Origin of the sequence: Cohnella nanjingensis, assembly GCF_014212125.1 — a bacterium.
Classification (GTDB): Bacteria; Bacillota; Bacilli; order Paenibacillales; family Paenibacillaceae; genus Cohnella; species Cohnella nanjingensis.
The window spans coordinates 80,189-106,663 of sequence record NZ_JACJVP010000047.1 but is presented as its reverse complement, the minus strand read 5'-3'; the positions used below and the strand labels follow the sequence as shown (position 1 = coordinate 106,663).

Annotated in this window: 26 protein-coding genes; 25 read left to right on the top strand and 1 reads right to left on the bottom strand. The window is 56.2% G+C overall.

The window, feature by feature from the left end; translation table 11 throughout:
- Positions 1-164 precede the first annotated feature (164 nt).
- The 21 genes from H7C19_RS27910 (at position 165) to H7C19_RS27815 (ending at position 16,236) form a co-directional block, all read left to right on the top strand.
- The gene (locus tag H7C19_RS27910; protein WP_246469854.1) at positions 165-719 is read left to right on the top strand and encodes a sigma factor-like helix-turn-helix DNA-binding protein; all 555 of its coding nucleotides are present in this window, start codon (positions 165-167) and stop codon (positions 717-719) included.
- 77 nt (positions 720-796) lie between these two features.
- Positions 797-1,741, top strand: coding sequence for a hypothetical protein (locus tag H7C19_RS27905; protein ID WP_221469517.1), 945 nt, complete (start codon positions 797-799; stop codon positions 1,739-1,741).
- Between the two features lie 81 nt (positions 1,742-1,822).
- A complete protein-coding gene (locus H7C19_RS35925) occupies positions 1,823-1,936 on the top strand; it encodes a YqzN/YkzM domain-containing protein (protein ID WP_512698979.1) in 114 nt (37 codons plus the stop codon).
- Position 1,937: 1 nt separating this feature from the next.
- The gene (locus H7C19_RS27900; protein WP_185672370.1) at positions 1,938-3,386 is read left to right on the top strand and encodes a phage tail sheath subtilisin-like domain-containing protein; all 1,449 of its coding nucleotides are present in this window, start codon (positions 1,938-1,940) and stop codon (positions 3,384-3,386) included.
- A gap of 15 nt (positions 3,387-3,401) precedes the next feature.
- Complete coding sequence (locus tag H7C19_RS27895; RefSeq protein ID WP_185672369.1) at positions 3,402-3,809, top strand: phage tail tube protein; 408 nt, start codon at positions 3,402-3,404, stop codon at positions 3,807-3,809.
- A 21-nt stretch (positions 3,810-3,830) separates the two neighbouring features.
- A complete protein-coding gene (locus H7C19_RS27890) occupies positions 3,831-4,241 on the top strand; it encodes a phage tail assembly chaperone (protein ID WP_185672368.1) in 411 nt (136 codons plus the stop codon).
- Positions 4,242-4,264: 23 nt separating this feature from the next.
- Entirely contained in the window at positions 4,265-4,408 is a 144-nt protein-coding gene (locus H7C19_RS27885) for a hypothetical protein (RefSeq protein ID WP_185672367.1), read from the top strand.
- Between the two features lie 4 nt (positions 4,409-4,412).
- Complete coding sequence (locus tag H7C19_RS27880) at positions 4,413-6,026, top strand: hypothetical protein (RefSeq protein WP_185672366.1); 1,614 nt, start codon at positions 4,413-4,415, stop codon at positions 6,024-6,026.
- Positions 6,027-6,064: 38 nt separating this feature from the next.
- Positions 6,065-6,685: a LysM peptidoglycan-binding domain-containing protein gene (locus H7C19_RS27875; protein ID WP_185672365.1), complete on the top strand. Its 621-nt coding sequence runs from the start codon at positions 6,065-6,067 to the stop codon at positions 6,683-6,685.
- Positions 6,682-7,647 carry an XkdQ/YqbQ family protein gene (locus H7C19_RS27870; protein ID WP_185672364.1) on the top strand — a complete coding sequence of 322 codons (966 nt, stop codon included), beginning with the start codon at positions 6,682-6,684 and terminating at the stop codon, positions 7,645-7,647. The genes H7C19_RS27875 and H7C19_RS27870 overlap by 4 nt, the downstream gene beginning before the upstream one ends.
- Positions 7,640-7,909, top strand: a complete 270-nt coding sequence (locus H7C19_RS27865) for a hypothetical protein (protein WP_185672363.1) — start codon at positions 7,640-7,642, stop codon at positions 7,907-7,909. The genes H7C19_RS27870 and H7C19_RS27865 overlap by 8 nt, the downstream gene beginning before the upstream one ends.
- The gene (locus H7C19_RS27860) at positions 7,902-8,354 is read left to right on the top strand and encodes a DUF2634 domain-containing protein (protein WP_185672362.1); all 453 of its coding nucleotides are present in this window, start codon (positions 7,902-7,904) and stop codon (positions 8,352-8,354) included. Before H7C19_RS27865 ends, H7C19_RS27860 begins: the two co-directional genes overlap by 8 nt.
- Positions 8,354-9,472, top strand: coding sequence for a baseplate J/gp47 family protein (locus tag H7C19_RS27855; protein ID WP_185672361.1), 1,119 nt, complete (start codon positions 8,354-8,356; stop codon positions 9,470-9,472). The genes H7C19_RS27860 and H7C19_RS27855 overlap by 1 nt, the downstream gene beginning before the upstream one ends.
- A gap of 28 nt (positions 9,473-9,500) precedes the next feature.
- Positions 9,501-10,031 (top strand): YmfQ family protein, encoded by a 531-nt coding sequence (locus H7C19_RS27850; protein ID WP_185672360.1) that lies wholly within the window; start codon positions 9,501-9,503, stop codon positions 10,029-10,031.
- Positions 10,032-10,043: 12 nt separating this feature from the next.
- Positions 10,044-13,127: a hypothetical protein gene (locus tag H7C19_RS27845; protein WP_185672359.1), complete on the top strand. Its 3,084-nt coding sequence runs from the start codon at positions 10,044-10,046 to the stop codon at positions 13,125-13,127.
- 3 nt (positions 13,128-13,130) lie between these two features.
- A complete protein-coding gene (locus H7C19_RS27840; RefSeq protein ID WP_185672358.1) occupies positions 13,131-13,550 on the top strand; it encodes a YomQ N-terminal domain-containing protein in 420 nt (139 codons plus the stop codon).
- Between the two features lie 61 nt (positions 13,551-13,611).
- On the top strand, positions 13,612-13,761 hold the full coding sequence (locus H7C19_RS27835; protein ID WP_185672357.1) for a CD1375 family protein: 150 nt from the start codon (positions 13,612-13,614) through the stop codon (positions 13,759-13,761).
- Positions 13,762-13,815: 54 nt separating this feature from the next.
- Positions 13,816-14,163 (top strand): hypothetical protein, encoded by a 348-nt coding sequence (locus H7C19_RS27830; protein WP_185672356.1) that lies wholly within the window; start codon positions 13,816-13,818, stop codon positions 14,161-14,163.
- A complete protein-coding gene (locus H7C19_RS27825; protein ID WP_185672355.1) occupies positions 14,163-14,492 on the top strand; it encodes a hypothetical protein in 330 nt (109 codons plus the stop codon). Before H7C19_RS27830 ends, H7C19_RS27825 begins: the two co-directional genes overlap by 1 nt.
- Before the next feature lie 90 nt (positions 14,493-14,582).
- Positions 14,583-15,212 (top strand): glycoside hydrolase family 73 protein, encoded by a 630-nt coding sequence (locus H7C19_RS27820; protein ID WP_185672354.1) that lies wholly within the window; start codon positions 14,583-14,585, stop codon positions 15,210-15,212.
- Positions 15,213-15,492: 280 nt separating this feature from the next.
- Positions 15,493-16,236: a DUF1906 domain-containing protein gene (locus tag H7C19_RS27815; protein ID WP_185672353.1), complete on the top strand. Its 744-nt coding sequence runs from the start codon at positions 15,493-15,495 to the stop codon at positions 16,234-16,236.
- Positions 16,237-16,380: 144 nt separating this feature from the next.
- On the opposite strand, the gene H7C19_RS27810 is transcribed toward H7C19_RS27815, so the two are convergent.
- Positions 16,381-16,725 (bottom strand): DUF6054 family protein, encoded by a 345-nt coding sequence (locus H7C19_RS27810; RefSeq protein ID WP_185672352.1) that lies wholly within the window; start codon positions 16,723-16,725, stop codon positions 16,381-16,383.
- A gap of 154 nt (positions 16,726-16,879) precedes the next feature.
- Between H7C19_RS27810 and H7C19_RS27805 the strand changes: the two genes are divergently transcribed.
- From H7C19_RS27805 to H7C19_RS27790, 4 genes are all read left to right on the top strand, one after another.
- Entirely contained in the window at positions 16,880-17,962 is a 1,083-nt protein-coding gene (locus H7C19_RS27805; RefSeq protein ID WP_185672351.1) for an AI-2E family transporter, read from the top strand.
- A gap of 98 nt (positions 17,963-18,060) precedes the next feature.
- On the top strand, positions 18,061-18,861 hold the full coding sequence (locus tag H7C19_RS27800) for a tyrosinase family protein (protein WP_185672350.1): 801 nt from the start codon (positions 18,061-18,063) through the stop codon (positions 18,859-18,861).
- 312 nt (positions 18,862-19,173) lie between these two features.
- A complete protein-coding gene (locus H7C19_RS27795; protein WP_185672349.1) occupies positions 19,174-20,166 on the top strand; it encodes an S-layer homology domain-containing protein in 993 nt (330 codons plus the stop codon).
- Positions 20,163-26,375, top strand: coding sequence for an Athe_2463 domain-containing protein (locus H7C19_RS27790; RefSeq protein ID WP_376775449.1), 6,213 nt, complete (start codon positions 20,163-20,165; stop codon positions 26,373-26,375). Before H7C19_RS27795 ends, H7C19_RS27790 begins: the two co-directional genes overlap by 4 nt.
- Positions 26,376-26,475: the final 100 nt, after the last annotated feature.

Sequence of the window (26,475 nt, the reverse complement as noted above, 5' to 3'; positions counted from 1 at the left end):
CAAGTGTTCCTGTTTTGGGATCGGAGATGAAACGCTGTGTTGGCCCGCTTGAGGAGCCGGCCTGGATAAGGAAGAATCGTTGTTGGCGTACATCGCGAAGAGGACGAATCACCGATAGACTTTGCCAATTTGGCAAAGACATAAACGGAGGAGCGTGGATACAGATGAAAATCGTGGCATTGGGGCAAGCGACGCCGGAGGCTTACCGGGCGACCCGGACGATGCTCTTGCTGTCGGCGGACCGGCTGACGCGCCGCATCCATGAGATGGACCAGGTTCGTACGATGGAGGAGATGAACGAGGTGCTGGCGCTGGATCGGGAGCGGCGCATCGTCATCGAGATGATCGCCAGCTGCTCGTACGTCATCGACTGGCTGGAGTCGGGCCGCAGGCCCGGCAACCGGCGGGGGATCGAACGGCGTGCGGGCTACCAGCGGGAGGTGCTGACCGATCCGTCGAAGCTGCAGGCGAGCCGGAGCGGCGATCGCGCGGCCGACGGGCCGGAAGCCGAGCTTCGGCGGGTGCGGCTGGAAGCGGCCCTGCGAGGATTGACGGAGCGGGAGCGGGATTGCTTCACGCTAGCGCTCGGAGAGGGCTTCTCCTATGCGGAGGTCGCCCGGCTGCTCGACATCAGCAAGTCCAGCGTCGGCACCTACATCATCCGGGCGCAGCGGAAGATCGCTCTCAATATCGGGGGCCGGGTCGTTCAGGTCGGGTGAGCGGACGGGGTTGGGGAGCTTACGGTCAAAAGAAGGTCAACAGCCGGAAGAGGCTGTCGCACGGTTGCCACCTAAGGATGAGAGGGTCGCAAGAGAACGACGACGACCCGCTCGCCATCATCTCACACCGGGGAGGGCAAGCACGGGATGGGGACGGAAGAAAGGGTGACTTCGCGATGAGGAACGGGATTCGGCAACGGTTGATCGCGGCCGTCCCGGCGGTAGGCGGCAGAGTGCTAGACCGGCACGAAGCCGAAGTCGCGGCGGACAAGCCGTACCTCGTGCTGGCGCAGGGCGTCGAGACCGAGGACGAAGGCTGGCCGGGGCGGCGGCGCACTTACAAGATCTGGCCGTATGCGGATCGCGCAGCGGGCTTCGCGGCAGTCGACGCCTTGAGCGAAGCGATCATCCGGGCGTTGGACGAAGAGCTGCTGACGGACCCGGATTCGGGCGAGACGTTCACCTGCCGCTACCAGGGCGCGATCGGTACGGAGCGGGTGGACGGAAAGACGGACGCCCTCACGCACGGACTGCGGTTCCGGGTGGATGCCGTTCATCCGGAAGGATTGGCCGAGACGGTCCCTGCGGATCCCTGGCTGCAGGCGCTGGGCGAATGGACGTCGCAGACGTTGGGCGCGCCATGGCGCGTCTACCTGGGACGGTGGCCGACGGATTACGATCGGCCGGCGGTCCTGTGGCGGCTGAACGGCGTGGATACGGCGCCCGGCAATGCGGCGGCCGCCGAGACGCGCAAGCGGTTCGTCGGGCATGTGCTCGGACGCACCGACAACGATCGGGAAGCGGCCGTCGTGCGGGTGGCCGAACAGCTGGCCGCCGCGGGCAAGATCGCGCTGAACGCCGGGGAGCGCCGCTATATGACCGTCCGGCAGCAGGCGGCCGATCCGAGCGCGGATGAATGGACGGAGGGCCAGATCGGGCTGACGCTCGGACGGCGCGTCGTTCGTCCGTACGAGGAAGAGCCGCTGATGGAGGAAGTCGTTTTTCGCAGATCCATTCCATAAGAAAGAGGTGTTGACGCATGGCAAGCAAGAAATCCGCGGCATCCGAAGCCGCGGCTTACAGCCGGGAAGAGCTGGAGCGGCATGCGGCCGGAAGTCGTGCAAGGCGCGCTGTATGGCGTGGACAAGGAAGCCGAACTGACGGTTAACGAGGTTAAGGAACGAATCGACCAATTTCTGAACAGGAAGGTGAACTGATATGGCAGGAGGCACTTGGAATTTGACGGATATGCCGGTATTGCCCGGTTTCTATATGGCGTTTCGAGCGGCGGCGGCAGCGGCCATTCAACCCGGAGAGCGCGGCGTGGTCATCGTGCCCGTCAAGGCGCATTGGGGTCCGGTCCGCCAGTTCGTGGAGCTGACGCGCGAAGCGGACATCGCGGACGCCTACTCGCTGGACGAGACGGGCGGCGCGTCCGCCGTACAGACGGTGCGGCTCGCCCTGCTGGGCGGCGCGCGCAAGGTGCTCGCCTACCGCCTGACGGACGGCACCGAAGCCAAGGCGGCCAAGACGCTCCAGGACACCGCGGCGACGCCGGCGAACGTCCTGAAGCTCGAAGCGAAGCAGTCCGGCGCGCGGGGCAACGCCTTCAAGGTGACGATCCAAGCGAACCCTGTCGACGCGGCCAAGAAGGACATCAAGCTCTACGAGGGCACGACGCTGCTGCGTACGTTCACCTTTGCGGGCAGCACGATTCAAGCCGCGGTAGATGCCGTTAACGGCGATGCCGCGAACAAATGGATCGTCGCGTCGAAGCTCGCGGACGGCAACGGCACGCTCGCCAACCTCTCCGGCTCCGCGCTGAGCGGCGGCGCTTCCGGCATCGAAGGCATCGCGGCGTCCGATTACGTGAACGCGATGTCCGCTTTCGAGACGCAGTCCTTCAACGTCGTCACGCTGGACGGCGTGACGGATCCGGCGCTGCTGACGAGCCTCGCCTCCTGGGTGGCGCGCATTCGCACCGAGGGCAACGGCGTCATCGCCGTGCTTGGCGGCAGCGCCGCCGAAGACAAAGCAGCCGATGCCGTAGCTAAAGCTTCAGCGCGCAGCGCCGGCTTTAACCTGGAAGGCATCGTCAACGTCGGCACCGGCGCGCTGCTGGACGGCGCGGAATACAGCTCCGCCCAACTGTCCGCCTACGTGGCCGGCCTCATTGCGGGCCAAGCGCTGAGCGCGTCGACGACGTACGCGCCGACTCCGTTCGACGACGTGACCCGCCGCTGGACCCGTTCCGAGCAGGAGCAGGCGGTGCGCGGCGGCGTATTCCTGTTCGTTCACGACGGCCGTCTGGTGAAGGCGCTGCGCGGGGTGACGAGCCTGGTGACGCTCAGCGGCACCCAGAACGCGGCATGGAAGAAGATCCGCACGATCCGCGTGCTGGACAGCATCAACGCCGATCTGCAGCGGACGGCGGAGGACCAGTACATCGGCAAGGTGAACAACACCGAAGAAGGCCGTCTGGCGCTGGTCGGCGCCTGCAAGCAGTACATGAACACGCTCGCTCAAGCCGGCGTCATCGAGGCGACCGGGTACGACGTCGCGGTCGATGACGCGATCGTCGCCGCCCCGGACCAAGTGTTCCTGAAATGGGAAGCGCGTCTGACCGACGTGGTTGAACAAATTTTCGGCACGTTCATCGTGCGATAAGGGGGATAACGGAACATGATGGATCCGACTAGAGCAATTCTGGGTACGTACGGGCAAGTATTCATCGACGGAAATTGGCAGACGAACATCAACCATCTGGAGGCGTCCGTCGAGGTGGAGAAGCGCGAGCTGAAGCTCGCCGGCTCGGAGTGGACCGTGCACAAGCTTGGCGCCAAAAAGGGCACCGGCACGATGAGCGGCTACAAGGTGACGAGCGATATGCTCCGCCGCGGCTTCGCGAAGTTTGACGTCATTAACAAGCTGGCCGATCCGGAAGCGTACGGCTTCGAGCGCATCCGCCTGATCAACTGCGTCGCGGACAAGCTGCAGCTGGCCAACTGGACGGCGGGCGAGGAAGTGGCCGAAGAGACGGCGTTCACGTTCGAAGGCTATGAGCTGCTGGACCCGATCGTGGCCAGCTAATCGAAGGAGGAGAAGATACGCATGTCGATCGACTATGAAACGATGACCGAAGAGCAGATGCTCCAGCGCTTGCTGGACGCCGATACGCTCCCGGAGCGTACCGTGCTGCTCGAGCGGCTCGGCGTCCCGGTGAAGCTCCGCGGCTTGACCGGCAAGCAGGTGTTCAGCATCCGCGAACGCTCGACGGAGCGCAAGGAGAAGCGGGGCCAGACGATCGAGCGGCTGGACGAGGAGCTGTTCAACGTGTCGCTCATCGCGGCCGCCACGACCTCCCCTAGCTGGGGTGCATCCCAGCTGCTCGCCAAGTTCGGCGCGAGCAGCGCCGAAGAGGTGATCAAGCGCATCCTGCTCGCCGGCGAGCTGTCGGCGCTGGGCGACGTGGTGCTGGACCTGTCGGGCTTCAACACGGAGCTCGCCGACGTAAAAAACTAATTCGATCCGGGGCGCTGGCCGGCATGCTACATGCCATCTGGGTGCGGCACCATCTGCGCCCCGGAGCGTTCTGGCTGCTCCCCCGGGGGGAGCAGCTTTTCCTGATGGCAAGCATGGAGCTCGAACTCGAGGGCGAGCGCGACAAGCACGGCGGGAGAGGAGGATGAGCGTATGGCGGATATGAAGATTGCGGGCGTCGACTTCGTCATCGATGCCGACGGGTTCAAGCAGACGGAGACGGCGCTCCAGGCGATGGACAAGTACATGGAGAAGCTGCAGCAGCGGGCGGAGCGGCTGAGCCGGATCCGCATCACGCCGATCGTCAAACTGAGCGACTGCCTTTGCGAGCCGCTGAGGAAGATCCGGACGAGCCTGGAGTCGTTGACCAAGAAGGCTTGGGTGGTGTCGGTGAGGGCGCAGATGAGCGATTATTCGGCCATCGTCAAGAGCGGCAAAGACGCGGGGCAGGCTTTCAGCGCCAGCTTTACGGACAGGTTTGATGCTAGCGGTATTGCGCTTAAAGTTCAAAGAGCATTGAACAGAGCAACTCTTAACGCTGAACTCCTCGGAGGCAGTAGTAACACCGGAAAAACGGATTGTTGTTGTGAGAATAGTAATAGTAAACAGGGAATTGACTGGAAGGAAAAGATAGTCGATTTCGGTTCATCAGTACTTTCGGGATATATATCTAATAAACTGTCAGATTTGCCCTCTAGAAGGTCGAAAGCTTCACCAGGAGGAAATGGACATGTTGGCGGCAGGGCTGCACCAAATCCGGCTGCTACACACAGTGGTATCCTACGAGCAGATGGTAATGGTTATTATCCCTCCCCACAGCTCCAGACTGAGGTGACAAAGAAACCATCATTGCTGCAAAGGTTTTTACCAAAAAATAAAGCGGTAGAGCAGTTCTCTGGGGTAGAAGAAAAGTTAGCGAAAAGTCCTGCAACAGAATCAACAGCGGCTGCCAAAATTATTACTGGAAATCAATCCGTGCCTGACACGCCAAAAAAAATCTATGGCGCCGATGGAAATGTGTTATCCGTCGTTTCTCCTGAGTCATCCGTGAAAGCTGAGCCCAGTGTAAGTAGGATGGTAGGGAAAACAAAAAGTTTCGGCTCCAAGCTTTTGGACAATGCCTTGCTAGCCGGTTCGTCACCGCTCGGCAAGGGGATGCTCAAAACCTCCAAATTCCTAGGCAAGCTATCCAAACCCTTGGGTATCGTGTCCGACGTGGCACAAATTGCTACGGCAAGTAACGGTACCGAACGCGCCAAAGCCGTTGGCAGCGTGGCCGGCGGGTGGGGTGGTGCAGCGGCGGGAGCGGCAGCTGGAGCAGCCATAGGATCGATCATTCCAGTCGTCGGGACGGCGATCGGCGGCATCATCGGCGGCGCGCTTGGAGGAATGGGCGGCAGCGCAATCGGCGATTTTGTCGGCGGGCTCACTGGTAGATTCCTGGGAAAGAAGAAAAAGAAGAAGGATCCCGTAAGTTTGCCAGAGCCTGACGCTACCTCTGGACCCATGAACTTGACTGGAGGAGCACAAGGGATCTTAATGGGCGCTGCAATCGCAACCGCACCGGCCAAATCGCCTTCGGCACCGGCCAAATCGCCTTCGGCACCGGCGCCTACTCCGCAGCCTCCACCACCCTCGATCCAAATTCCGACAGGTGCCGTACAAATTACGGTCAAAGAAAACAACCTGGACTACGATGCGATTGCCCGCGACATTGGGGCCAAGCTGGCCGCTTCGATGAAGCAGGCCATGGAAAACAGGGCTTAGCCCTTTAAAGAGTTTCTCGGAGAGAGGGTGAGGCAGCCGTGGAATTCTATCTCATTGATCCCGCCACGAAAAACCGATTCCAGTTTCCGGTCAACCCGGAGGAGGTCTCGATTCGGCGGGACAAGCAATTCGAGACGACGAATATTCTCGCACTGGATGAAGTGGATTTTGCGCAAGGCGCGAAGATTAAGGAGATTTCTTTCTCCTCGTTTTTTCCGTTGGTTCATCCTTTCGACGAACAGGCGGCAACGCCCAATCCGGTCGAGGCCATGAACCTGCTGACCACCTACATGGATAGCAAGAAACCGGTGCAGCTCCTGATCACGGAGACCGGCATCAACGTGTTGGTCTTTATCTCCAGTCATTCTACCACGCTGCGCGGAGGAGAACCGGGCGATGTCTACTTCGACATTACCTTTCGTACTTGGCGTGAGTTGAAAACGCGAACCACGCTTCCCGTCGGAGCGGCGTCTCCTCGGACGGACACGAAGCAGGTACCGAAGGTATACAACGTTCGCAGCGGAGATACGTTGACGGCCATTGCCAAACGGGAGCTGGGCAGCAGCGCGAAGTGGAGCGCCATTTACGAGAAAAACAAGGCGCTGATCGGCAAAGATCCGAACCGCGTCGCACCCGGACAAAAGCTGGTGATGCCATGAGCTACGAAGTCGTTTACGCGAACAAGTACTATCTCAAGCATTTCGTGGAAGAAATCTCGTTGGAAGATTCGCTGGAGGAGATCGCCTATCGGGCGAATATCCGGCTCGCCGTAGCGTCCGATCTGCCGATCATTACGCCGGGGCAGGAGATTCGTGTTTCCGGCATTGCTTACGGCGGAAGTCAGATGTCTTACCTGCTGAATCCGGGCGTCGTCTGGGAGTGCGAGAGCTCGAACAACGGCACCAAGCATCTCTCGGTGACCGTCTACGATCGCACGATCTACCTGGCCAAGTCGGAAGACGAACTGCTCCTGCCTACCGGACAGACCGCCTCCCAACGGCTCCGCCAATACGCGCAATCCTGGGACATCCCGATCGGCAACGTGCCGGATACGAAGATTGTGTTAGCCAGGAGCGTCAAGCGCAGCCAGTCCATTTTTTCCATGATGATGGAAGATTTGAAGGAGACCGCCGATAAGGGCGGGGACCTCTATCGGCCGCGTATGACGCCGAACGGCTTGGAGCTGGCGAAGCTGGGGAACAACGCAAAAGTTTGGGAGCTGGAGTACGTGCAAGACACGACGCAAAAACGGACGCTTGAAGGAGCCGTTACCCAAGTGAAGGTGCTGGGCAGCCAAGGAGGAGATACGAGCTTGTCTCCCGTGCTGGCCGTGGTGAAAGGTGAAACCGACAAGTACGGCACGCTTCAGAAAGTGCTTCAGGATTGCAAGATCGAGACGGCGCAGCAGGCCCGGGAAGCGGCCAATCGAACGCTGCTCGGGATGCAGGAGACATTCTCGGTCAACGCGCCCGATATCAATACGCTGCGAGCGGGAGACCGGGTCAAGCTGAATGGAATGGAGCTGTTCGTGACGAACGTGCGGCACCAACTCGGAGAGCCCGGGCAAATGCAGCTAGAACTGGCTAAAGAAGCCAAAGTCAGGAGGGATTGGTGTGCCTGATCCGTTCAAGAAACTCGCCTCGACGCTCGAAAGCCGCTTCAGCCGAATCGCGACCCAGGCGGTGTCCGGACTGCCAGCAGAGCTTGGCGTCATTACGAATGCCGGCTTGAAGCTAGATTCGTTCAAGCACGAGATTCCCGATTACCTCGTTTCCGAGCAGTTGCAGACCGGTCTTCGTGTCGGAGATCGCGTCCTAGCTATTCCGGTAAACGCGGGCAATTATGCGGTGGTCGTATGCAGGGTGGTGAGTCGAGGTGGCTAATCTATTTCCGACGCAAGAGATCCAGGTAGAAATGGAGCAAGATGAACTGAGCACCGAGCCCGTATTTGGCAGAAGCTGGCGGTTCGACTTCGAACGGGGAGAGTTCGTGCTGACGCCTACAGGCAAAATCGCCGCTTCGGAAGGTCGAGACGCTTGGCTCGAATGGTGCAAGAAGGCGCTCATGACCGAGCGGTACCGGTATCTGGCTTACTCTCGCGACTACGGTCAGGAATACGAGGATTATATCGGGCTCGGTTTGTCCCGCGCCGCGACGGAGAGCGAGATTCAGCGGATCTCTACGGAGACGCTCATGACGGACCCGCGGACCGCGGCGGTCAGCGGCTTCTCGTTCCAGTGGGATGGCGACCGCTGCAACTTCAGCTGTGAAGTTACGAGCGTTCGGGATGAGTCGGGGACTCTACAAGGAAGCGTGGTGAATCGGTAATGGCGGGATTGCCGGATTATTTGGCGGAACAGACGGAAGAAGCGATTCTTCAGCGCATGTTGGGACGCATTCCATCCGACGTGGATCGTTCGGAGGGTTCGTATATCTGGGATTCGCTCGCGCCGGCGGCTTACGAGCTGTTCCTGTCGGCCGGTTGGGCGAAGGAAGTGTTGCGTCGGGGCTTCGCCTCTACGACATTCGGACCCTATCTGGATGCTAGGTGCGAGGAGCATGGCATCACTCGGCGTCCGGCGGTAAAGGCGACGGGGCAAGTGAAGCTGCTGGGGGCGGCCGGTACCGACGTGCCAAAGGGGACGCGGGTAGCTACGGCTGCGGATCCGGTCACCAGCTCGCCTTCTGTCGAGTTTGAGGTGACGGGAGAGCAGACGTTGACGCTTGATTCGCAAGGGCAGGGAACCGCGAACGTGGCGGCTGTGGACGCAGGGACGGTAGGCAACGTGCCAGCCGGCGCGATCACCTTGCTGGTGACTTCCGTGCCGGGAATTACGGGCGTGAGCAACGAAGCGGGAATGTCCGGCGGGGCGGATGTGGAAAGCGACGAGTCCTTGCTGGAGCGCTATCTGCTGAAGGTGCGCAGCCCGGGGACGAGCGGTAACAAATCGGACTACGTGCAGTGGGCGCTGCAGGTGGAAAGCGTCGGCGGCGCGCAGGTTCAGCCTTTGTGGAACGGACCGGGAACGGTTAAGCTGTTCGTGCTCGGCTCGGACAAGCGCGCGCCGAACGCCTCTATCGTGACGGCAGTGCAGAACTATATCGCGCCTAGCGCCGGTCAGGGCGAAGGCAAGGCGCCGATCGGAGCCAGCGTGACAGTCGCCGCGGCGACAGAAGTGCCGATTAACGTGAGCGCTCTGCTGACGTTGAAGGCGGGGGCGACGGTGGAAGAGGCATCGACGGCTATTCAATTCGCGCTTCGGGATTATCTGAAGCAGCTTGCTTTCTCGGATACGGCGGTGCGCTATTCCCGCATTATCGGCATCCTGCTGGATGTGCCGTCGATCGTGGATTTCACGGACCTCAAGGTAAACGGCGGCGTAGGTAACGTTACGATGCGGCTTGGCGAGGTCGGGGTCGTCGGGACGGTGAACGTAAGTGGCTAATACAGCGTTGAGCACCCGGGGGGCAGCCATGCTCGATTATCTTCCGGGTTACTATGCGACTTCTCTGGTCATGCAGTCTCTGTTAAACGCTCAGGGAACGGAGTTGGACGATCTTCGGCTGGCTGTAGAGGATACGTTGAATCAATTCTTCGTCAATTCTGCGACGTGGGGATTGGACATATGGGAGCAAGAGCTAGCGATTCCTACGGATATCACGAAGCCGATCAGCCAACGCCGCAGCTTGTTGATGTCCAAGATTCGCGGTACGGGAACGGTTACGGTTGAGTTGCTCCATACGGTGGCCCAATCTTATGATCGCGGATCGATCGACGTCGTGGAGGAGCCGTCTTTGTACCGGTTCACGGTTCGCTTCATCGACACGCTAGGGCTGCCTCCGAATCTCGACGATCTGAAGTCGGCGATCGAGGCGATCAAGCCCGCTCATCTCGCAGTACAGTTCGCTTATCGTTATCTGAACATCTCCGAGGTCCAGAAGATGACGATCCAACAAATTCAGAACCATCCGCTAACGGACTTCGCGCCGTTCCTGGATGCGTAGGGAGGGGCAGTCATGGCGATCTTCACGACCATCTTGAACTTGCTGAAGAAAAATCCCGTCACGGACGGTGCGGATACATTCAATATTCAGACCATGATGAACGATAACTGGGACAAAATCGATGCCGCGCTAGGTATGGTCGGTGTTCGCGCTGATGTGAGGGCGGCAACGACTTCTAACATCATGTTGTCCGGGTTGCTGACGGTCGACGGTGTCGTGCTAGCAGGCGGAGAACGCGTCTTGGTGAAGAATCAGACGACCGGCAGCGAGAACGGCGTATACACGGCTTCATCCGGTGCTTGGACCCGGGCGGCAGACGCGGATAGCTCGGGCAAGATCGCATCCGGAATTTCCGTCTATGTCGCGGAAGGGAGCGTAAACGCCGGCACAGGCTGGGTCATGTCCAACACGGGCGTGGTTACATTGGGGACGACGGCGTTGACCTTCGTTCAGAAGACGGGGCCAGGCGCCGCAACGGATGCCGTAATCGGTAAACGGACGATAGACGATTCGGTGGCCGTCGGCTCTACCGATACAGACACGCCTACGAATCTCTTGTCCAAGATGGGGGCGCAGCTTCGCGCCGTTACAGGCGAGAAAGATTGGTATACGCCGCCTGCGACAAGTCTGGCCACACTGGAGGACGAGGTTCTCGCGTCGACCCCGCCGACAACGATCACGCTAAAGCCTGGCGTGAATGTGTACAACGCTAGCCGGACATCGCGGGTGGATTCGATTAGGATGTCAGGGCGGACGTTGGTGAATTTGCTGGGGCGGGATGGGAATTGTGAGGAGTTGAGTAAGTGGGGGGTCTATCAAGTTTCTCAAGCCCTCGACTCAACAAATAAAACGTTAGGTATAAACAGTATTAGATTGACGATCAACACAGGTTTCACTAGTGGGAGCACCGGACAGATAGCTTCTTCAGCTTTTACTATGAATGCAGGGAAGTATTACGTCGCGATTGTGGATATTAAAAACGGAAGTGCAACAAATGGTAGTTTTTATATTTTTAATGGCCCTTCCGCTTCAAAAGGAATAAATACGATAACTTCGACAGATAAGTTTAATCCTGCTTGGCGAGCGTATGCACCTATATCGACTTATTCAAATTGTACAATGGTGTTTGGAATTTCTGGGATTCCTGGACAAACGGCAAACTTCGATGGAGCTCGGGTTTTCGAAATTTCTGCCAGCGAATATGCAACATTAGATGGAATGATTACTTCACAGATTGCTGCAATGTATCCGTATGTGGATGATATAAAGCATGTTAATGCGGTTTATGTGGACAATCCTGGTCGTAATTTATTGCCGCCATTCACGGAGTGGCAACGAATTAATTTTAATGCCTTAATCATCGATAATTATAAACTGTCTCATACAAAGACAGGTAATGCAGTAGCTGAGTCGTCTAGTTCTCCTCAAATATCAGTTGTTCCTAGTACAACGTATTCGCTTAATTCCGGTGGAGCCAGAATGCGCATATATGAATCTTTTGATGGTAAATCATACTCGCGAATTAAGGATATATCAGGTAAAGATACGTTTATCACTAGCTCGACTACAAAATATATTATTATTGAAACCTTTTTGATTGATTCCGAGATTGGAACTTTTGTATGGGAAGACCCAATACTTAATATTGGAGCCTCCGTGCAAAGCTTTTATCCACAACTTCCATCCCGTTTGAGCCTTCCTGATGTTAACCTTCGTTCTAACCTGGACGGGACTGTTGCAGATCAATTATATTCCGATGGACAAGGCCGACCACGAGTTGTACGAAGATTCCGTGAAACTTTGTTAGATGGTTCTATTTCTGTTTCTTGGGCACTAGATAATTATAGTGGTTTTAAAAGGGTGAAATTTACGGCAGCACCTTTCCTAGAGGCATATGTTGCAGGTAAGGCTTCCTTAGTGAAATATGATGGAAAGTCCATTCCAAATTTGGATACAACGTTAAATGCAGACTCATTTGCTCTCTCTGGTGATGGCACATTTTATGTCTCAATTCCCGCAGCAGATTCCGGTTGGGGCGACAACTTTAAACCAAGTGCAGAGGAAATCAAAGCATATTTTAACGGCTGGGTAATGTACAATTTTGCAACCGGAGATGCCAGTCAAAAATACAATGACTCGGGTACAAAGGGATGGGCATATAGAGCATCCTGGTACAGCGGATCACCTACTCCAGGTAATATGATTGGCGGTACAACTATACTGCCGACAGATTATGCTCCGGGATATGGGCCGAAAGGTTACTTCACTCCTTATCGATTGATTTACCAACTTGCACAATCTACGGATGAACCTATTAATTATGAAGGCGATCTGGTAATGCATGAGGGACCCAATCAGATTGAGGTTGGCACAGGCATTGTTGTAAGAGAGTTTGCTCAAGTTTTTGGTGACCGTTACGTTAACGCCATTAATGCAAGTCCACCTAGCCGAACGAAATATCGGCCAGAAAGGTTCTTGACTTTCTTCCAAAACGATTTTAGAGATTTTAAGTGGGTTCAAAAAGGACCACTTGTCTTGAATGGGGAGGATTATGTATATGGGGAAGCCCTTTCTCCTATTAATAGAGAGGCTATGTACTCAGTAACATACCTCACTAAAGAACGGCATGCACTTGGTATTGCTCCAGTAAACATTACTGGACAATGTGCCTACAACCTTAAGGGAACAGTCGATATCTTATCAAGCGGTATTAGTTCCGTTAATTCCATTATTTCTACACTTCAATCAACGAAGGCACAAAAGCAGCAACCACAATGGATAGCTCCCACGTTGCTTAACGGGTGGGTTAATGAGAGTTATTTTTCATCTGTAGGATATTATAAAGATGATCTAGGTATTGTGCATCTGAGAGGGCTAATAAAGGCCGGAAATACGGAAAGTGGAAAAGTACTTCTACGATTGCCAAAGGGGTATATTCCAGCAGCCAGTACAGCATTGCCCGTAATTTCAAGCGATGGAATGTCAGCCTACGCCGGCACGTTAAATATATTTACAGATGGAACCCTTAACATTGGTTTTGGAATTCGCAACGTTTGGCTTTCTTTAGAGGGGCTGACTTTTAGGACGGAGGGTTGATTCATGAAAGAGGCTATCATCATTAACAATGAAGGCATATATGTGGGACCTATCATTGTCTCAGACGACTTCTTCGGAGCAAGCCCAGTTTACGAGGCCCAAGGGCTAGTTGAAATAGACGAAAAGCCCGAAGAACTCCAAATCACCGGATACACCATTGCCGAACGCGTCCCCGAGGGTCTGTTCCTGCCCAAATGGGACTTCGTGGAATCCCGATGGGTTGAAGGTCTTTCTGCAGAGGAAATCGAAGCCATCCGCAATGCTCCGCAACCTGAATCGCCGCAGCAGCAAATCGAGAAGCTCGTATCAGACCTCGACGACGCTATGACACAGCTGGTCATCGCAAGGGATGACAATCTCACCCTCATGGAAGCTGTAGCTGAACTTTATGAGATGCTGCTTGCCAAGCCGGAGAGGGCATAATCATCCTGCAGCAATGTCCCTTTGATTACCTTTAACATCTCAAACAAAGGAGGCCGTACCCTTGGCAATCGCATCCGTATACGTATCTCTCATTCTAGCGGGCCGCCGCGCATTCGCGCAGGTTCCGGCGACGATCCAGCCGTCCGTGGAGGCCGAACTGACCGGTATGGGGTTCGGCACAGACGGACAGCCGCTCCAACCCGTCGAATAACCGTAACTATCGCTGAACGGCGGGGCCTTCTTCAACCTCATGGAGGTGAGGCTAATGTCTAGCGAGGAAGTCTTGTCCGAGATTCGGGAACGCATGGTCCGGGTCGAGACGAAGATCGACAACATCAACGAAGTCAAAAAGATGGCCGAGGAAGCGCGGGAAACCGCGAAGGAGTCGCTGCAGTCGACGCGCACGGTGAATCGTCAGATCGACGAACAGAGCCGTCGACTTGACGAAGCGGCCAAGCATTACGAACACGAGGTCCGGGCGCTCAACGCCCGGATCGACAGCGAGAACGAGAAGAGGCGGGCGGGACAGCGCTGGCTGATCGGCACGACGCTGACGGTCATCGGGCTGTTCATGACCGCCATCGGTCTCCTCTGGAAGGTGGTGGCACCCTGATGGAACCCAGCCAACTGTTCACCTGGGAGGCGCTCTCCACGATGGGGGGCGCTTCTTTACTGACTTTTTTTGTCGTGCAATATACCAAGAACTATCTGGACCGCGTGGCGGCGAAGCTGCCGACCGACCTGTTCGCGGTTGGGGTAGCCACGCTTATCCTGGTCATAGCTCAACTGGCAGCTGGCGCGAATGGGCGGGACTGGCGGCTCTACCTGCTGTCGCTGGCGAATGGCTTCCTGGTGGCGGCCGCGGCGGGGCAGATGCAGCACAAGGCGGTCAACCCGCCCGGCGCCTCGGCCAACTCGAAGGACGGCCAACCTCCCGATTAGCTGAATACCATGGGACACGCGCCGTTCCGCGCCTTAGGCGTCCAAGCATACGATAATGACAAGCACACTTTGGAAAAGGGGGAGTAGCGCATGCCCGACCCCAACGGGTTCATCATGCAGATCGCGCCTGCCGTGCAGGCGGACCAACTGCGCACTGGCGTTCCGGCATCCTTGACGATCGCGCAGGCGGCGCTCGAATCGAACTGGGGCACGAGCGGCCTGACGCGGCAAGCGAACAATCTCTTCGGCATGAAGGGCGCCGGTCCCGCAGGGAGCATCACGATGTCGACGACCGAGTACGTGAACGGCCAGTATGTGCAGATGCCGGCGACCTTCCGCGCCTACCGGGGCTGGAACGAATCGATCGCCGATCACTCGGTTCTGCTTCAGAACCGCAGGTATGCGGGCGTCCTGCGCACCGATGGGAGGAAAGCCGCCAAGGCGGTAGCGGCCGCCGGGTATGCGACGGATCCGAAGTACGCAGATAAACTCATCAAACTGATGGACGATTATCACCTGTACGCGTATGATCAGTCGCGATCGCCCGATCCTGCTGGCCCGACGACGCCTGCGCCGTACCAGATCTCTGAAGCGGATGCGGAGAAGCTCGTCCGCTTTCTCTCGGCCGGGTGGTGGGCTGCCGTGACGCCCGCTGGCCGGGCGGAATTCAACCGCCTCGCGAACGAAGTGCGGGCGGCCGCCGGACTGCCTGGTCAATAATCGCACCAGTTGGCCATCGCATACTCGGGATTTCATCTCACCTGTCGGCCTTAGCGCGCGCCCGTCGACTTCATCGCACCGCGAACTCAAATGCACCTATCTACCTAATCGTACTGCCTGCTTCATCGACCACATCGCCTTAACCACTCCCATAGATCGTTCCCATCGACCAACTAAATCCACGCTCGGCCCAAAGAGCCGCATCGCGGATGCACCGGCGTACCGCCTTCCTGAATATTCTATCTCAAGCTAGCGTGAGCAGAAGGGAGGCAAGGAAGCGATGACGACCCGAGGCATCGACTGCTCCGCGCCGCTCACCGCGCAGACGGCGAAGGCGATCGCGGACGCCGGCTACAAGTTCGCCGCGCGCTACCTGGTGCCGGACAGCTATGGCTGGAAGCGCCTCTCCCTGTCCGAAGCGCAAGCCATCACCGCGGCCGGCATGCAGATCGTCTCGGTGTTCGAGACGTCCGCGAACCGTCCGGAGGGCGGCGCTCCGGCGGGGCAGAGCGACGGCGCTGCCGCCTACAAAGAAGCGCGCAGCGTCAGCCAGCCGCTCGGCAGCACGATCTACTTCGCCGCCGACTATGATGCGTCGCCTTCGGACTACAACGCGATCGAAGCCTATCTGAGAGCGGCGTCGGCCCAGATTCCGGGCTATCAGACCGGGTTGTACGGCTCGTACGCCGTTATCGAAGAGATGGCGAAGCGCGGAGCTTGCCGGCATTTCTGGCAGTCCTACGCCTGGAGCGGGGGCAAGCAGAGCAGCCGCGCCAATATTTATCAATATCAGAACAACGTCAAAGTGGGCGGCGTCGCCGTCGATCTGAACCATTCGTTCGGTAACGAGGGCTGGTGGAATACGAGCGGGGAGGGGGATGTCACGATGACCGCAGATGACGCGAACAAGATTATCAAGTTCCTGTCGGCCGCTTGGTTCGCAGCGATCAATCAGCAAGACAAAGATGAGTTCAACCGGCTTGCCAACGAGATTCGCAAGGCCGCCGGTCTGCCGCTGGAGTGACATTCCGCTCTCGCAATCGTTGAAGCCGCAGACTTGCTGCCGATATAGGAATCACCACGCCAAAAGGCTCCCGGAAGGTCGAATGTCCCTCGGGAGCTTTTCTCTATTGCGCTTCATTTCGTCAATTGGATCTAAACTCGCCAATTATTCCTCGTCCCGCCAGCCCGTGATATCATCCTCTAAGATGTCGGATACGCTGCGGACGAAGTTGCCGCCCGCGCCCCAGTCGAGGTTGAAAAACAAACCCTCGGAGCTGCCGGTCGCCACCGCCCGCACTTCCGTCTCTCCGCGCAGATTGTCCATGATCACGACGAGCGCCGCCCGGTTGCTCGTGCGGAAATAATATTTTTCGAAAACCAACGTCCCGATGCCCCGTCCGTCTCCCAGATCGTGATACTCGTCGTGCACCAGTTCGGCGTTGTGGTTGTCTCTGACCTTGGCGAAGGCCCCGTAAGCCGAAAGCCCGACCGTAAATATGGATTTGCTCATCCGCGCGTACCCCCAGTCCATGGCATTGAACGCATCTATACATACGATTGTACGCCTGAAATGTTTCGGGTCTATTTTGGTCGACAGGAGTTTCCAAGTATCCGGCGAAGGTTATATCTAAAGAGGTAACCAATTTGAAAGCCGGGTGAACGTCATGCCGCAGGGCAAGTATTTCCGTATCGGATACGGCATCATCGTCGTACTCCTGATCATCTTCCTCGCCTCCAAAGTCAATTTTATCTTCCGTCCGTTCCTAACGGTCATCGAGACGCTGCTGCTGCCGATGCTGCTCTCGGTCATCATGTACTATCTGCTCCGTCCGGTCGTGAATCTGCTGGAGAAGCAGCGGCTGAACCGTCCGCTCGCCATCGGCATCGTCTATTTGGCGTTGGCCGCGTTGATCGTGTTCATCATCATGCTGATCGGTCCGATCTTCAAGAGCCAGATCGACAGCCTTATGGCCAATCTGCCCGAGCTCGTGAAGCTCGCCGAACAGCAAGTCGCGAAGCTCCAGCAGAACGAATGGGCCGCCAAATACTTGAAGGATCATCAGATCGACCTCACCGCCAAGATTCCCGATTTGGTGAACGGCGTCATCTCCAACACCGGCAACGCGTTCAACAGCATCATCGGGTTCGTCTCGAATATCGTGCTGCTGCTGTCGACGGTTCCTTTTATCGCCTACTACATGCTGAAAACGGGGAACAAGGTACCTGAATTCATCATACGGCTCGTGCCCGACAAGCATGACGAAGAAGCGAGACAAATTATGCTGGAGATGGACAACGCCCTCAGCGCCTATATCCAGGGGAAGATCCTCGTCAGTCTCGGCCTCGGCATCCTGATGCTCATCGGCTATCTCATCATCGGGCTGCCGTACGCGCTGTTGCTCGCGATCGTGTTCACGTTCCTCAACGTCATTCCATACGTCGGCGTCCTGATCGGGGCGGTGCCGAGCGTTATCGTGGCCTTCATTGACTCTCCCTGGAAGGTCGTCGAGACGATCATCGTCATCCTCATCGCCCAGCAGATCGAGGACCGGCTGCTGTCGCCGCAGATCATGGGCAAGAAGCTCGATATCCATCCGCTCACGATCATCATCGTGCTCCTCTGCGTAGGCAGCTTGTTCGGCCTGCTCGGCATGTTCGTCGCCGTGCCGACCTACGCGCTGCTCAAGGTCGTCGTGACGCATCTGTACCGTATCTGGCGCCTCCGCCGCATCGAGATCATCGAGTGACCCTGATCCTTCGGAAAAGGCTATAGGCACCCGATGCCCATCTTCCCCATATACTGGCAGCAACAAGGGCCGCCCGCCCATTGAGGCGGGCATCCGGGATGAGGGGAGCGGTGGCCGTGCCGACGATACCGAATTTTCCGCAGGCGCTGCTGGATGAGCATATGAACTGGCATCATGCCAATCACGTAAACGATCCTTCGAAATTGCCGCCGGGATACGGTCAGGCTTTCTTGCAGTTCCATCGCAACTATATTCGCAAGGCGATAGCCTGGTACAACCAGCAAGGCTACGACCCTGCGCTCGTTGCGCCTTGGAATGCGGTGCCGGAGCCGATCCGGCAGTCGCGTTGCTACAATCAGCAAGTCGAAGCGCGCATCCTGTACCAGCCGCAGACGATCCGGTCGGTAGAGGAGCTCGGTCGGCTCATCGAAGGCTCGGGCTTGCACGGATGCATCCATCAGGGTGCGGGCGAGCTGTACGGCGACTCCGATATGTTCGACTTTGACGTCGCGCCGCGCAGCACGCTGTTCTACAACATTCACGGCATGATCGACCGTTGGTATCAGAATTGGGAAGGTCAAGGCCGGTTCGCCGAAGGGCTGTCCTTCTGGAATGGGCGCTTCGAGCGGGAAGACGACGAGATGCTGCGATATGTGCCGGCTGACGGCGCTTGGCAGTTCGGGCGCGTGGAAGGGACCGAACTGGTGTGGCACACGGCTGGCGACAGCTGCGCATTCGGCGCGCTGGACGATGGCCGGCCTTTCCGCGTCTGGGACGCCGATGGCGACGGACGACTCGAAGTGCTGTTCCAGCAGCCGGCGGACGGCAGCTGGTGGGAGGGCCGCGTACGGGACGGCAAGCTCGTTTGGGGACAGGTGCGAGTAAGCTTGAAGGAGTAGAGTAGGGCGCGAGCAGTAGGGCGATAAGCCTCCCGTGAGGGCGAACAAAATCGAAGGTTGACGAAAAAAGAAGGTTGGAAGTATAATATCCAAAAACAGGATATGCACCATTGCGAGGAAGCACCCGCAGACGAACGATAGACGTCTTCGTGCTTCCTTTTTTGCGTTTGCGGACTGCCATGTGGGGAGGGGACCTGGTCATTAGGTAAGTTAAATCTGACTGAGACAAGGGAGAAGAGATGATAGAAATTTAATCCGGTTAGTTGCATGAAATGGCCCTAATTTCCAACGAACCTAAAGGAGACGATACCAATGAAAACGATCATTAAAGTAGCCGTATCTGTAGGTCTTGCCTCTATCATTTTTGCTTCGTCTGTATTCGCAGCGACGGGGAAGTTCACAGATGTGCCCAAGGGCTACTGGGCCCAATCCAATATTGATCAGGCTGTTGCAGCTGGCTGGATTGGCGGTTATTCGAACAATACGTTCAAGCCTGACGCCACCATTACACGCGCCGAGTTTTTGAAGGCGTTAATGAAAGCCATGAAATTCAACGTGACCGACGAGGATACTTCCTTCACCGACGACACCGGCTGGTTCCGGCCGTATATCGCAACCGGGCTGAACCAAGGGGTCATTGTCGCGAGTGCTTACCCGAATGACGAGTTCAAGCCGAACCAGAAGATCACGCGCGGCGAGATCGCGGAGATGACGGTCAGAGCCCTGGGGAAAAACGACGAGGGGCAAAGCAAGGGGTACGTAGCTGTAGCGAAATCTCTGGGTATCTTGAGTGGTTATTCGGACGGCACGATGGGCGAAACCAAGAGCGCTACCCGTGCGGAGGCGGTGGTTATGATTGCGCGTGTGCTTGATCCGGAGTCGCCTAATAAGGTTGTGGGGTTCCCAAATACTACGAAAACCATAATGGATATGATTAATACCGCCAAAAACAAGTACGGTACAGTAAGAGAAGGATTTAAAGGAGCTGTCGTCGTTCATAAAGGTAGCGATGATACCAATGACGATATTACATTTAGAATCGAGTATACCAGTGAAGCTAAGGTGTTAACTATTGACCTCTATGCAACCGACAAAGAAGAGTTATCCCTACTTCGGGATGTTTTACAAGTTTATTTCCCGAAATCGTATGAGAAAGCATACAAGGACTCTGTTCGTATCAGCAATATGACCTTCGTACCAGGAAACGAAAGCAGCATTATCCAAACAAAGTACGACGGACATAAGTTTATTGTCTACAAACCCAATACGGATAAAGGTCTTGCTATTCAAATTTACGGGGAGTGACCTTTTTGAAGCAACGACTCCAACAGCTCTTTGCATTATTGCTTGTTGCTGCTTTCTTGGTTGGCTCCCTTCCCATTTCTCCGACATCGGCTGCCAGTAATGATGATCAACAGAGACGTGCGCAAGCGATTATTGACAAATACCATATTCCTACAACTAACGCGAACAGACTTCCCCTTAATCTAGATTATCTATTAAATGAAGCAGGCTATGGAGAAGCTGTAGTCGTTTATGGAGGTCCTGCCTCCGTGCCAGGTAACGGTCAAAGTAACTCAAACAACCAATGGCGTTACCTTGGCCAGGATATAAACGGCACTCCATTTACAAACTGGAAATTCCCAAATGATATCGATGCCACGAGGAGCATTGCGAAGAACTGGAAAAAGAACCCTTGGCTTGATCCCGAAGGTATTCGACGTGGAGTTCATAAAGACGGCTATAGGGATAATCAGTCCTATGTTTCAGGCATTCAGAGCAGTATGATAGACCCCTATACTTGGAAGAATTGGCTAGATAACTATAATAGTTTGACCGGAAAACGTTGGTCAGTTTCAGACCTTCTCGATTATGCCGTCATCCTCTCCCCACCTAGAGACTTTTCACCTGGATCCGTCCAAATGTGGAGTATCGGCGGGGATGGGAAATGGTGGTACCAGACATTCACGGTTAAGCCACTTATTCCAATCGAATCAGTTCCAACTCCGTCTATCGATCTTACGATCACCAAAGTCCTCTACCCAGACGCTGTTTACGTCAACGACCCCGTCACCATCACCGTGACGGCCAAAAATATTGGAGACGCGAACAGCGGGGCGTTCGATGTCGGTCTCTTCGGCGTGACGGTTCCAAACAAACGCGTAGCAAACCTTGCGCCTAGCGCTACAACAAATGTCACCTTCAATACATCATTCCCCACCAAAGGAATGCAGAAGCTGACGGCCAAGGTCGACATAACAGGCATGGTAGTCGAGTCGAACGAGGAGAACAACACGTTTCCGTTCCAGATCATGGTGAACGCGAAAGGCGATCCAGTCGCCCCGATCGCGATCATCAGCCATCTAGAGGGCGACAATCGAGACGCTCCTACGATCTATATCAAGCCGAAAACGGATGCCAAGCTCGGAGACGAAAAATCGTATTCACCGGACGGCAAGCCGATCACCAAGAGAGATTGGAAGTACACGCCTCCCGGGGGAACCGTTAAGACGGGTAAACCAACCGATTTCTCGGACAAGGGTACATACCTCGTCGAGCTGAAAGTCACGAACAGCGCCGGCAAGGAATCCGAATGGACGCAGCTCACCGTCAAGGTCCAAGAGGAGCCGAAGCCTCCGGATCATCCGGATCCGCCCGAGATCTGTACAGACGATCCGGATCCGCATGCCAAGGTGACGGGCATCACCAGATGGATTGCAGGGAAGCCGTTCCCTTACAAGCATCATCTGAATAACTCTTACCTGACAGGCAACGAGTGCTATACAACTTCGCTGGATCGATCGAAGGACGAGGTTCGGATGAAGAAATCCGATTTCTCGACGTACACCTATGCCTTCCCGGACAAAGCGCCATCGGAGCCTGGACTTTATGATCTGGAAGGGAAAGTGTACACGACAACCGGCAAGGGCAGCGCCTGGGATAAGCTCGTCCTGGAAATCGTCGCCCCCTCCCCTCCTGTCGTGAATCTGATCGCGCCACCGGAGACGTACCGGAACGTAGAGAACACGCTTTACATTCAGGCCGAGAGCCCGGACAACGATATTATCGAACATCTGGTGCTCGAGGAGCGGTACGATCATAACAACGATGGCAGTTTTGAAGATGAGCCCTGGACGACCCTCTACGATGGCGACTTCAAGCTCACCTACAAGACCAAGTACACGACCGTAGGCAAACGGCAGTACAGGGCGACGGTTACCGCAGATACGGGCCTCACCGCCGTATCTCCAACGGCTGTTACGAATGTGCTGAATCAAGCGCCGATCGTTAACTTCAACGCATACGGGATTACGCAGCAGCCGAGCCAAGATCCGGACAGCGGTCCTCCCGTCACCAACTACACGCCGGATTCGATCAAACGTTCGTGGATTTTAAAGTCCCCCTATCTGGGAGGCAGCAGCGACAAGGTTGCCTGGAAGACGGACAGCACCGCGATTTCCACGAAAACAGCTGTTCGGGGCAGCTTTGCAGTCGGGTATCCGGACGCCGGGCTTGGTCCCAATGCTAGATCGAAGTACAACTTGGCATCGGATCTGAAGTCTCTGGAAGTCTGGTCCCCTACGGAGGGCGTTCCATTACAACGGGTGCTGTCCGGTCATCGGATAATCACGTTTAATAACGCATATCAGAACAATTGGGTGAACGGCCAGGGATATAGTTATACGGGGGAGTATAGGTTTGCCCTCCGCGACGCTCAAACCGGGAATATCATAAAGACCTTCACGAAATCCTGGCAAACCGATGGGGCGTTCATGACGCTTGCGGAAGACGAGAACCTCTACTTCATCTCTAGCACCGCCATCAAAGTATTTGATGCCACGGGTGCGTTCGTCAAGGAGTACCCGTTGAACGCGGGTTGGATTTACAGGCCGACGCCTTTATGGGGCGGTGAATTCGACAGAGATGGACAGGGTTTCGGATTCTATCTTTCCAAGGATCGTGAATACTTCATCATTGCCGTTGGCGAGCAGGCGGTCAAATACTCGATCCGCTACAATACGATCATCTGGAATATCACGGATTCCCGAGCTCGACAAAGAGCGGAAGCTAGGGATTGGCGTAATATCGGGTACTACAAAGTGAATGGCGGCTCCAAGATTATCGTTGCGAACAATGGAGATACCTACCTGATCACGGGAGGATCGTTGTTCAGCTCATATTTCAACGTCATCAATAAGATTCATGCCAATAGTAGTCTTGGAGAGTTCTTTGAAGGAGCCATGTATTTCTCCTTATCCGTAAATGACAGCGGCTCGATGCTGGCTGCACGGACGATGGCTCCGATCAATACAACGGGTGGAATACAGGGAAGAACGTTTCAGGTAGCAGCTGCCGTATCTTCGAACTTGAATAGTCTTGATCTGGCCCTGGCCTATGGCGGAGAAGGCACTTTCGGTGACGGATTCGGCGCCGTGTACCCTGCATACCCGATTATTACGCCGGACACCTTTGATTTGATCACGGCCGGAAGTCCGTACAACAATAGCCCGGTCATGAAACTCCCGTCCGGGCAGAAGTTTAGCGTGCAAGCATCCGCCGAGAGAGAGGATCGCTACAATTACAATTTGCCGTGCAAATTGAATGTCAATGTTAAGCTGGATAGCGCCCTTACAACGTACAAGCCGAACTGGACCTTTTTACGGTGCCCCAACAACGAAGCGGTGAAGTTAGACTCCACGCCGATTCTGCCGGATGGGTCATTGTACATTTTCCCTTATTTAGACCAGAACTTCGAAAACAAGTCGTACGTCCTTCCGATGGTCCCGAATTCCGGTGGAGCAGGAGCTATAAGGGAGGTAGACGCCGACTCGATCGAGATTTTCACCGAAAACTGGGGCGGACTGTTCTACGATCCGGCGAGCAAGATGATCAACCAGACCCTGGAATTCAACGTCGCGGTCAACGATCCGGTCAACGATCGGCCGGTAGGCGCTGCGATCCAGATCCAAGACGAGAAAAACATGTATGCCGTCGAGTGGTCCAGGGACATGCTCTCGCTGTTCCGGGTCGTTGGCGGGGCAAAGACGCTGCTGCAAAGCACGCCGCTCAACCGCGCGCCATTCGCCGCTTACGCGGTCAAACTGGAGTCTGCCGCCGGAACGATTCGGGTCTTCGTAAACGGTGTGAAGTGGCTCGAGGCGAACGACAGCACCTTTACCAGAGGTTCCGCGGGTATCATGTCGCTCTCGCAGCAGCAGGCCGTATTCAGCAACGTCAAGCGGACCAACTACGGAACGACGGTCCCGCAGCCAACGTACGAGACCGCGCTGGTCGGAGACCCAATCATGTACGAGAAGCTGTTCAGCGACATCGAGAGCGATCCGAAGCGCGCTGAAGAGTGGACATACGTGCATAATCCGAATTACTTCGCGAATCCGGAAGGCATCAGTGTCTACAACGGCAGAACTTTTAACGACACCATTAATGTGCTGGACAAACCGGGCAAGTATGACATCACGTACCGTGCGCAGGATGATCCCGGCATGGAGGGATACCGTCTCTTCTCGGAGCCGATCACCAAGTCGCTTTATGTCCACCGTAGGCCTGTCGCCGTTCCGAACGTACTCTTCACCGGCGTCGTCTATCCGGACGGCGAAGCGCTGGATTATCTGTCGGGCGATCAGTCGTACGACCTGGACGTGCCGGGACGATTCCAGGACCGGTTGTTCCGGACGCGTTGGGCCGATGAAGAAACTTGGACAAAGGGGCAGCGCAACTTCTACAATCGCCCTGGCGTCGAGCTCATCATTCAGGAGCAAGTACAGGACATTCACGGAGCCTGGTCCTACTGGGCGGAGCAGCGTATCGTCAAGGACGCTTTAGGCCCGGTCAATCAGACCAAGCCTTCGATGGTCATCACCGTGCCAAGCGGGACGGCAGCAAATCCTAGCGTGTATCTGAAGGATCCGACGACATACTGGAATTACTACGATGCGCAGAACGATCCGCAGGAGATGTACAACCTGAACTTCACCTACGTAGATAATGGGGAGACAGCGTTCTACCTCCAGCAGGTTAGCGCCGACAAGTCGTTTGAGGCTGCGCAGGGTACATTCGACACTGGCAGGATCATCAAGGTGCAAGGCCGCGTCTTCTCGAAAGGCGCTTGGTCGGATCCGAGTAACGTGGTCTACTTTATCATCAACAAACCGCCGACCACGACGCTGCTGAACTATAATGGTCCGGATGCGGATCACCCGATATTCATCAACTACAATCAGCCCGTGTTCCAGGTATCGGTGACGGACCCGGAACGCGATCCGATCAAGTACGTAGACTATGAGACGTTCCTGGCCGATCTTGGTCTGAAGGGCGTGGACACGGAGACCTCGACATCGGCGATGTCGTACAAGCCCCCTACGCCTCTTCCGGAGGGACTGCAGCTCTGGCGGGCGCGAGCACATGACGGCTATCAATGGGGTCCCTACTCGACCAACGGATTCTACTTCGTCGATACCGTCCAGCCGGAGGACACGAACGAAGTGTTAGAGATCAAACCTACGTCGGTGAAGGTGACTTTCGACGCCTTCAAGGATGCGGCGCCGTCTTCGGGGCATGATTACAGGCGCTTCTGCATGCAAAAGGTCAATGCAGACGGATCGATGACCAACATCGACTTAGACGGCAACGGGACGACAGAGAACTACGTGACGCTCCCGAACGCCTCGCAATCCTATCAGGTCAACGGTTTGCTGCCTGGCCAAACGTATCGCTTGATGGTGGTAGACTGGGATCGCGCGGGCAACATGGGCAAGTACGAGTATATCTACTTCGTTACAAACAGGCCGCCTACCGGGGACTTCGCATGGACGCCGACGCTGGTGTACGAAGGGGATACGGTTACGTTCCTGACCGATGTCGACGATCCGGACCGGGACGAGCTGGATGTCTCCTACGAGCTGACGTCTCCGTCGGGAACCAAGAAGAGCTATTCCTACACGTTGCGCCATCCCTATCCGACCATGGGGCCGACGCTCCGGATGATGGAGGTTGGAGAGTGGGCCGTGACGATGACGGTAAGCGACAGGATCGCGCCGGCCGTAACGTCAAGCAAGGCGGTCCGCGTATGGCCGCTAGGCATCACGGGCGCAGTTCGTCACACGGAAGCGTGGGAAGCCAATCGGCTGCGCTACAACGCCGCCTACCCGGACGCGCCGAGACCGGCCAATTGGTTCTGGGCGGGAGAAGCGTTCATGCTGGAAGCTTCGGTGACGGATACGGGCGCGTCGTTGACCAAGCCGCTCGCGGTGACGGTGGAGGCGGAGAAGGGGCTTCGCGCCGATCTGAAGGCGCAGGAAGCGGCGAGACCGGTGTTCTGGAAAGGGACCATCCTTAGCCGGGACTATGGCCAACCGTTGTCTGGACTGCCGGAAGGCCCGTATACATTCACTTTCAAAGTAAAGTACAGCAATGGGATCGAGAAGATTGCGGAAGCGGGTATCCGCATCCAGGATACGATCGACAATTATGTGCAAGTGCATCGGCTACAATAGCTGCAGCCTTGCGGAGGCGCGGACAAGCTGATCCGGCTGCTGCGTGAATTGGCTGGCAAGCTGAAGCCGGATCGCCGGTCGGAGGCGGAAACAGCAGGAG

Excerpts from the sequence above, each read along its gene's own strand:
- H7C19_RS27910 (WP_246469854.1), top strand. The coding sequence starts at position 165 with ATGAAAATCGTGGCATTGGGGCAAGCGACGCCGGAGGCTTACCGGGCG.
- H7C19_RS27905 (WP_221469517.1), top strand. The coding sequence starts at position 797 with ATGAGAGGGTCGCAAGAGAACGACGACGACCCGCTCGCCATCATCTCA.
- H7C19_RS35925 (WP_512698979.1), top strand. The coding sequence starts at position 1,823 with ATGCGGCCGGAAGTCGTGCAAGGCGCGCTGTATGGCGTGGACAAGGAA.
- H7C19_RS27900 (WP_185672370.1), top strand. The coding sequence starts at position 1,938 with ATGGCAGGAGGCACTTGGAATTTGACGGATATGCCGGTATTGCCCGGT.
- H7C19_RS27895 (WP_185672369.1), top strand. The coding sequence starts at position 3,402 with ATGATGGATCCGACTAGAGCAATTCTGGGTACGTACGGGCAAGTATTC.
- H7C19_RS27890 (WP_185672368.1), top strand. The coding sequence starts at position 3,831 with ATGTCGATCGACTATGAAACGATGACCGAAGAGCAGATGCTCCAGCGC.
- H7C19_RS27885 (WP_185672367.1), top strand. The coding sequence starts at position 4,265 with ATGCTACATGCCATCTGGGTGCGGCACCATCTGCGCCCCGGAGCGTTC.
- H7C19_RS27880 (WP_185672366.1), top strand. The coding sequence starts at position 4,413 with ATGGCGGATATGAAGATTGCGGGCGTCGACTTCGTCATCGATGCCGAC.
- H7C19_RS27870 (WP_185672364.1), top strand. The coding sequence starts at position 6,682 with ATGAGCTACGAAGTCGTTTACGCGAACAAGTACTATCTCAAGCATTTC.
- H7C19_RS27855 (WP_185672361.1), top strand. The coding sequence starts at position 8,354 with ATGGCGGGATTGCCGGATTATTTGGCGGAACAGACGGAAGAAGCGATT.
- H7C19_RS27850 (WP_185672360.1), top strand. The coding sequence starts at position 9,501 with ATGCTCGATTATCTTCCGGGTTACTATGCGACTTCTCTGGTCATGCAG.
- H7C19_RS27845 (WP_185672359.1), top strand. The coding sequence starts at position 10,044 with ATGGCGATCTTCACGACCATCTTGAACTTGCTGAAGAAAAATCCCGTC.
- H7C19_RS27840 (WP_185672358.1), top strand. The coding sequence starts at position 13,131 with ATGAAAGAGGCTATCATCATTAACAATGAAGGCATATATGTGGGACCT.
- H7C19_RS27830 (WP_185672356.1), top strand. The coding sequence starts at position 13,816 with ATGTCTAGCGAGGAAGTCTTGTCCGAGATTCGGGAACGCATGGTCCGG.
- H7C19_RS27825 (WP_185672355.1), top strand. The coding sequence starts at position 14,163 with ATGGAACCCAGCCAACTGTTCACCTGGGAGGCGCTCTCCACGATGGGG.
- H7C19_RS27820 (WP_185672354.1), top strand. The coding sequence starts at position 14,583 with ATGCCCGACCCCAACGGGTTCATCATGCAGATCGCGCCTGCCGTGCAG.
- H7C19_RS27815 (WP_185672353.1), top strand. The coding sequence starts at position 15,493 with ATGACGACCCGAGGCATCGACTGCTCCGCGCCGCTCACCGCGCAGACG.
- H7C19_RS27810 (WP_185672352.1), bottom strand. The coding sequence starts at position 16,725 with ATGAGCAAATCCATATTTACGGTCGGGCTTTCGGCTTACGGGGCCTTC.
- H7C19_RS27805 (WP_185672351.1), top strand. The coding sequence starts at position 16,880 with ATGCCGCAGGGCAAGTATTTCCGTATCGGATACGGCATCATCGTCGTA.
- H7C19_RS27800 (WP_185672350.1), top strand. The coding sequence starts at position 18,061 with ATGAGGGGAGCGGTGGCCGTGCCGACGATACCGAATTTTCCGCAGGCG.
- H7C19_RS27795 (WP_185672349.1), top strand. The coding sequence starts at position 19,174 with ATGAAAACGATCATTAAAGTAGCCGTATCTGTAGGTCTTGCCTCTATC.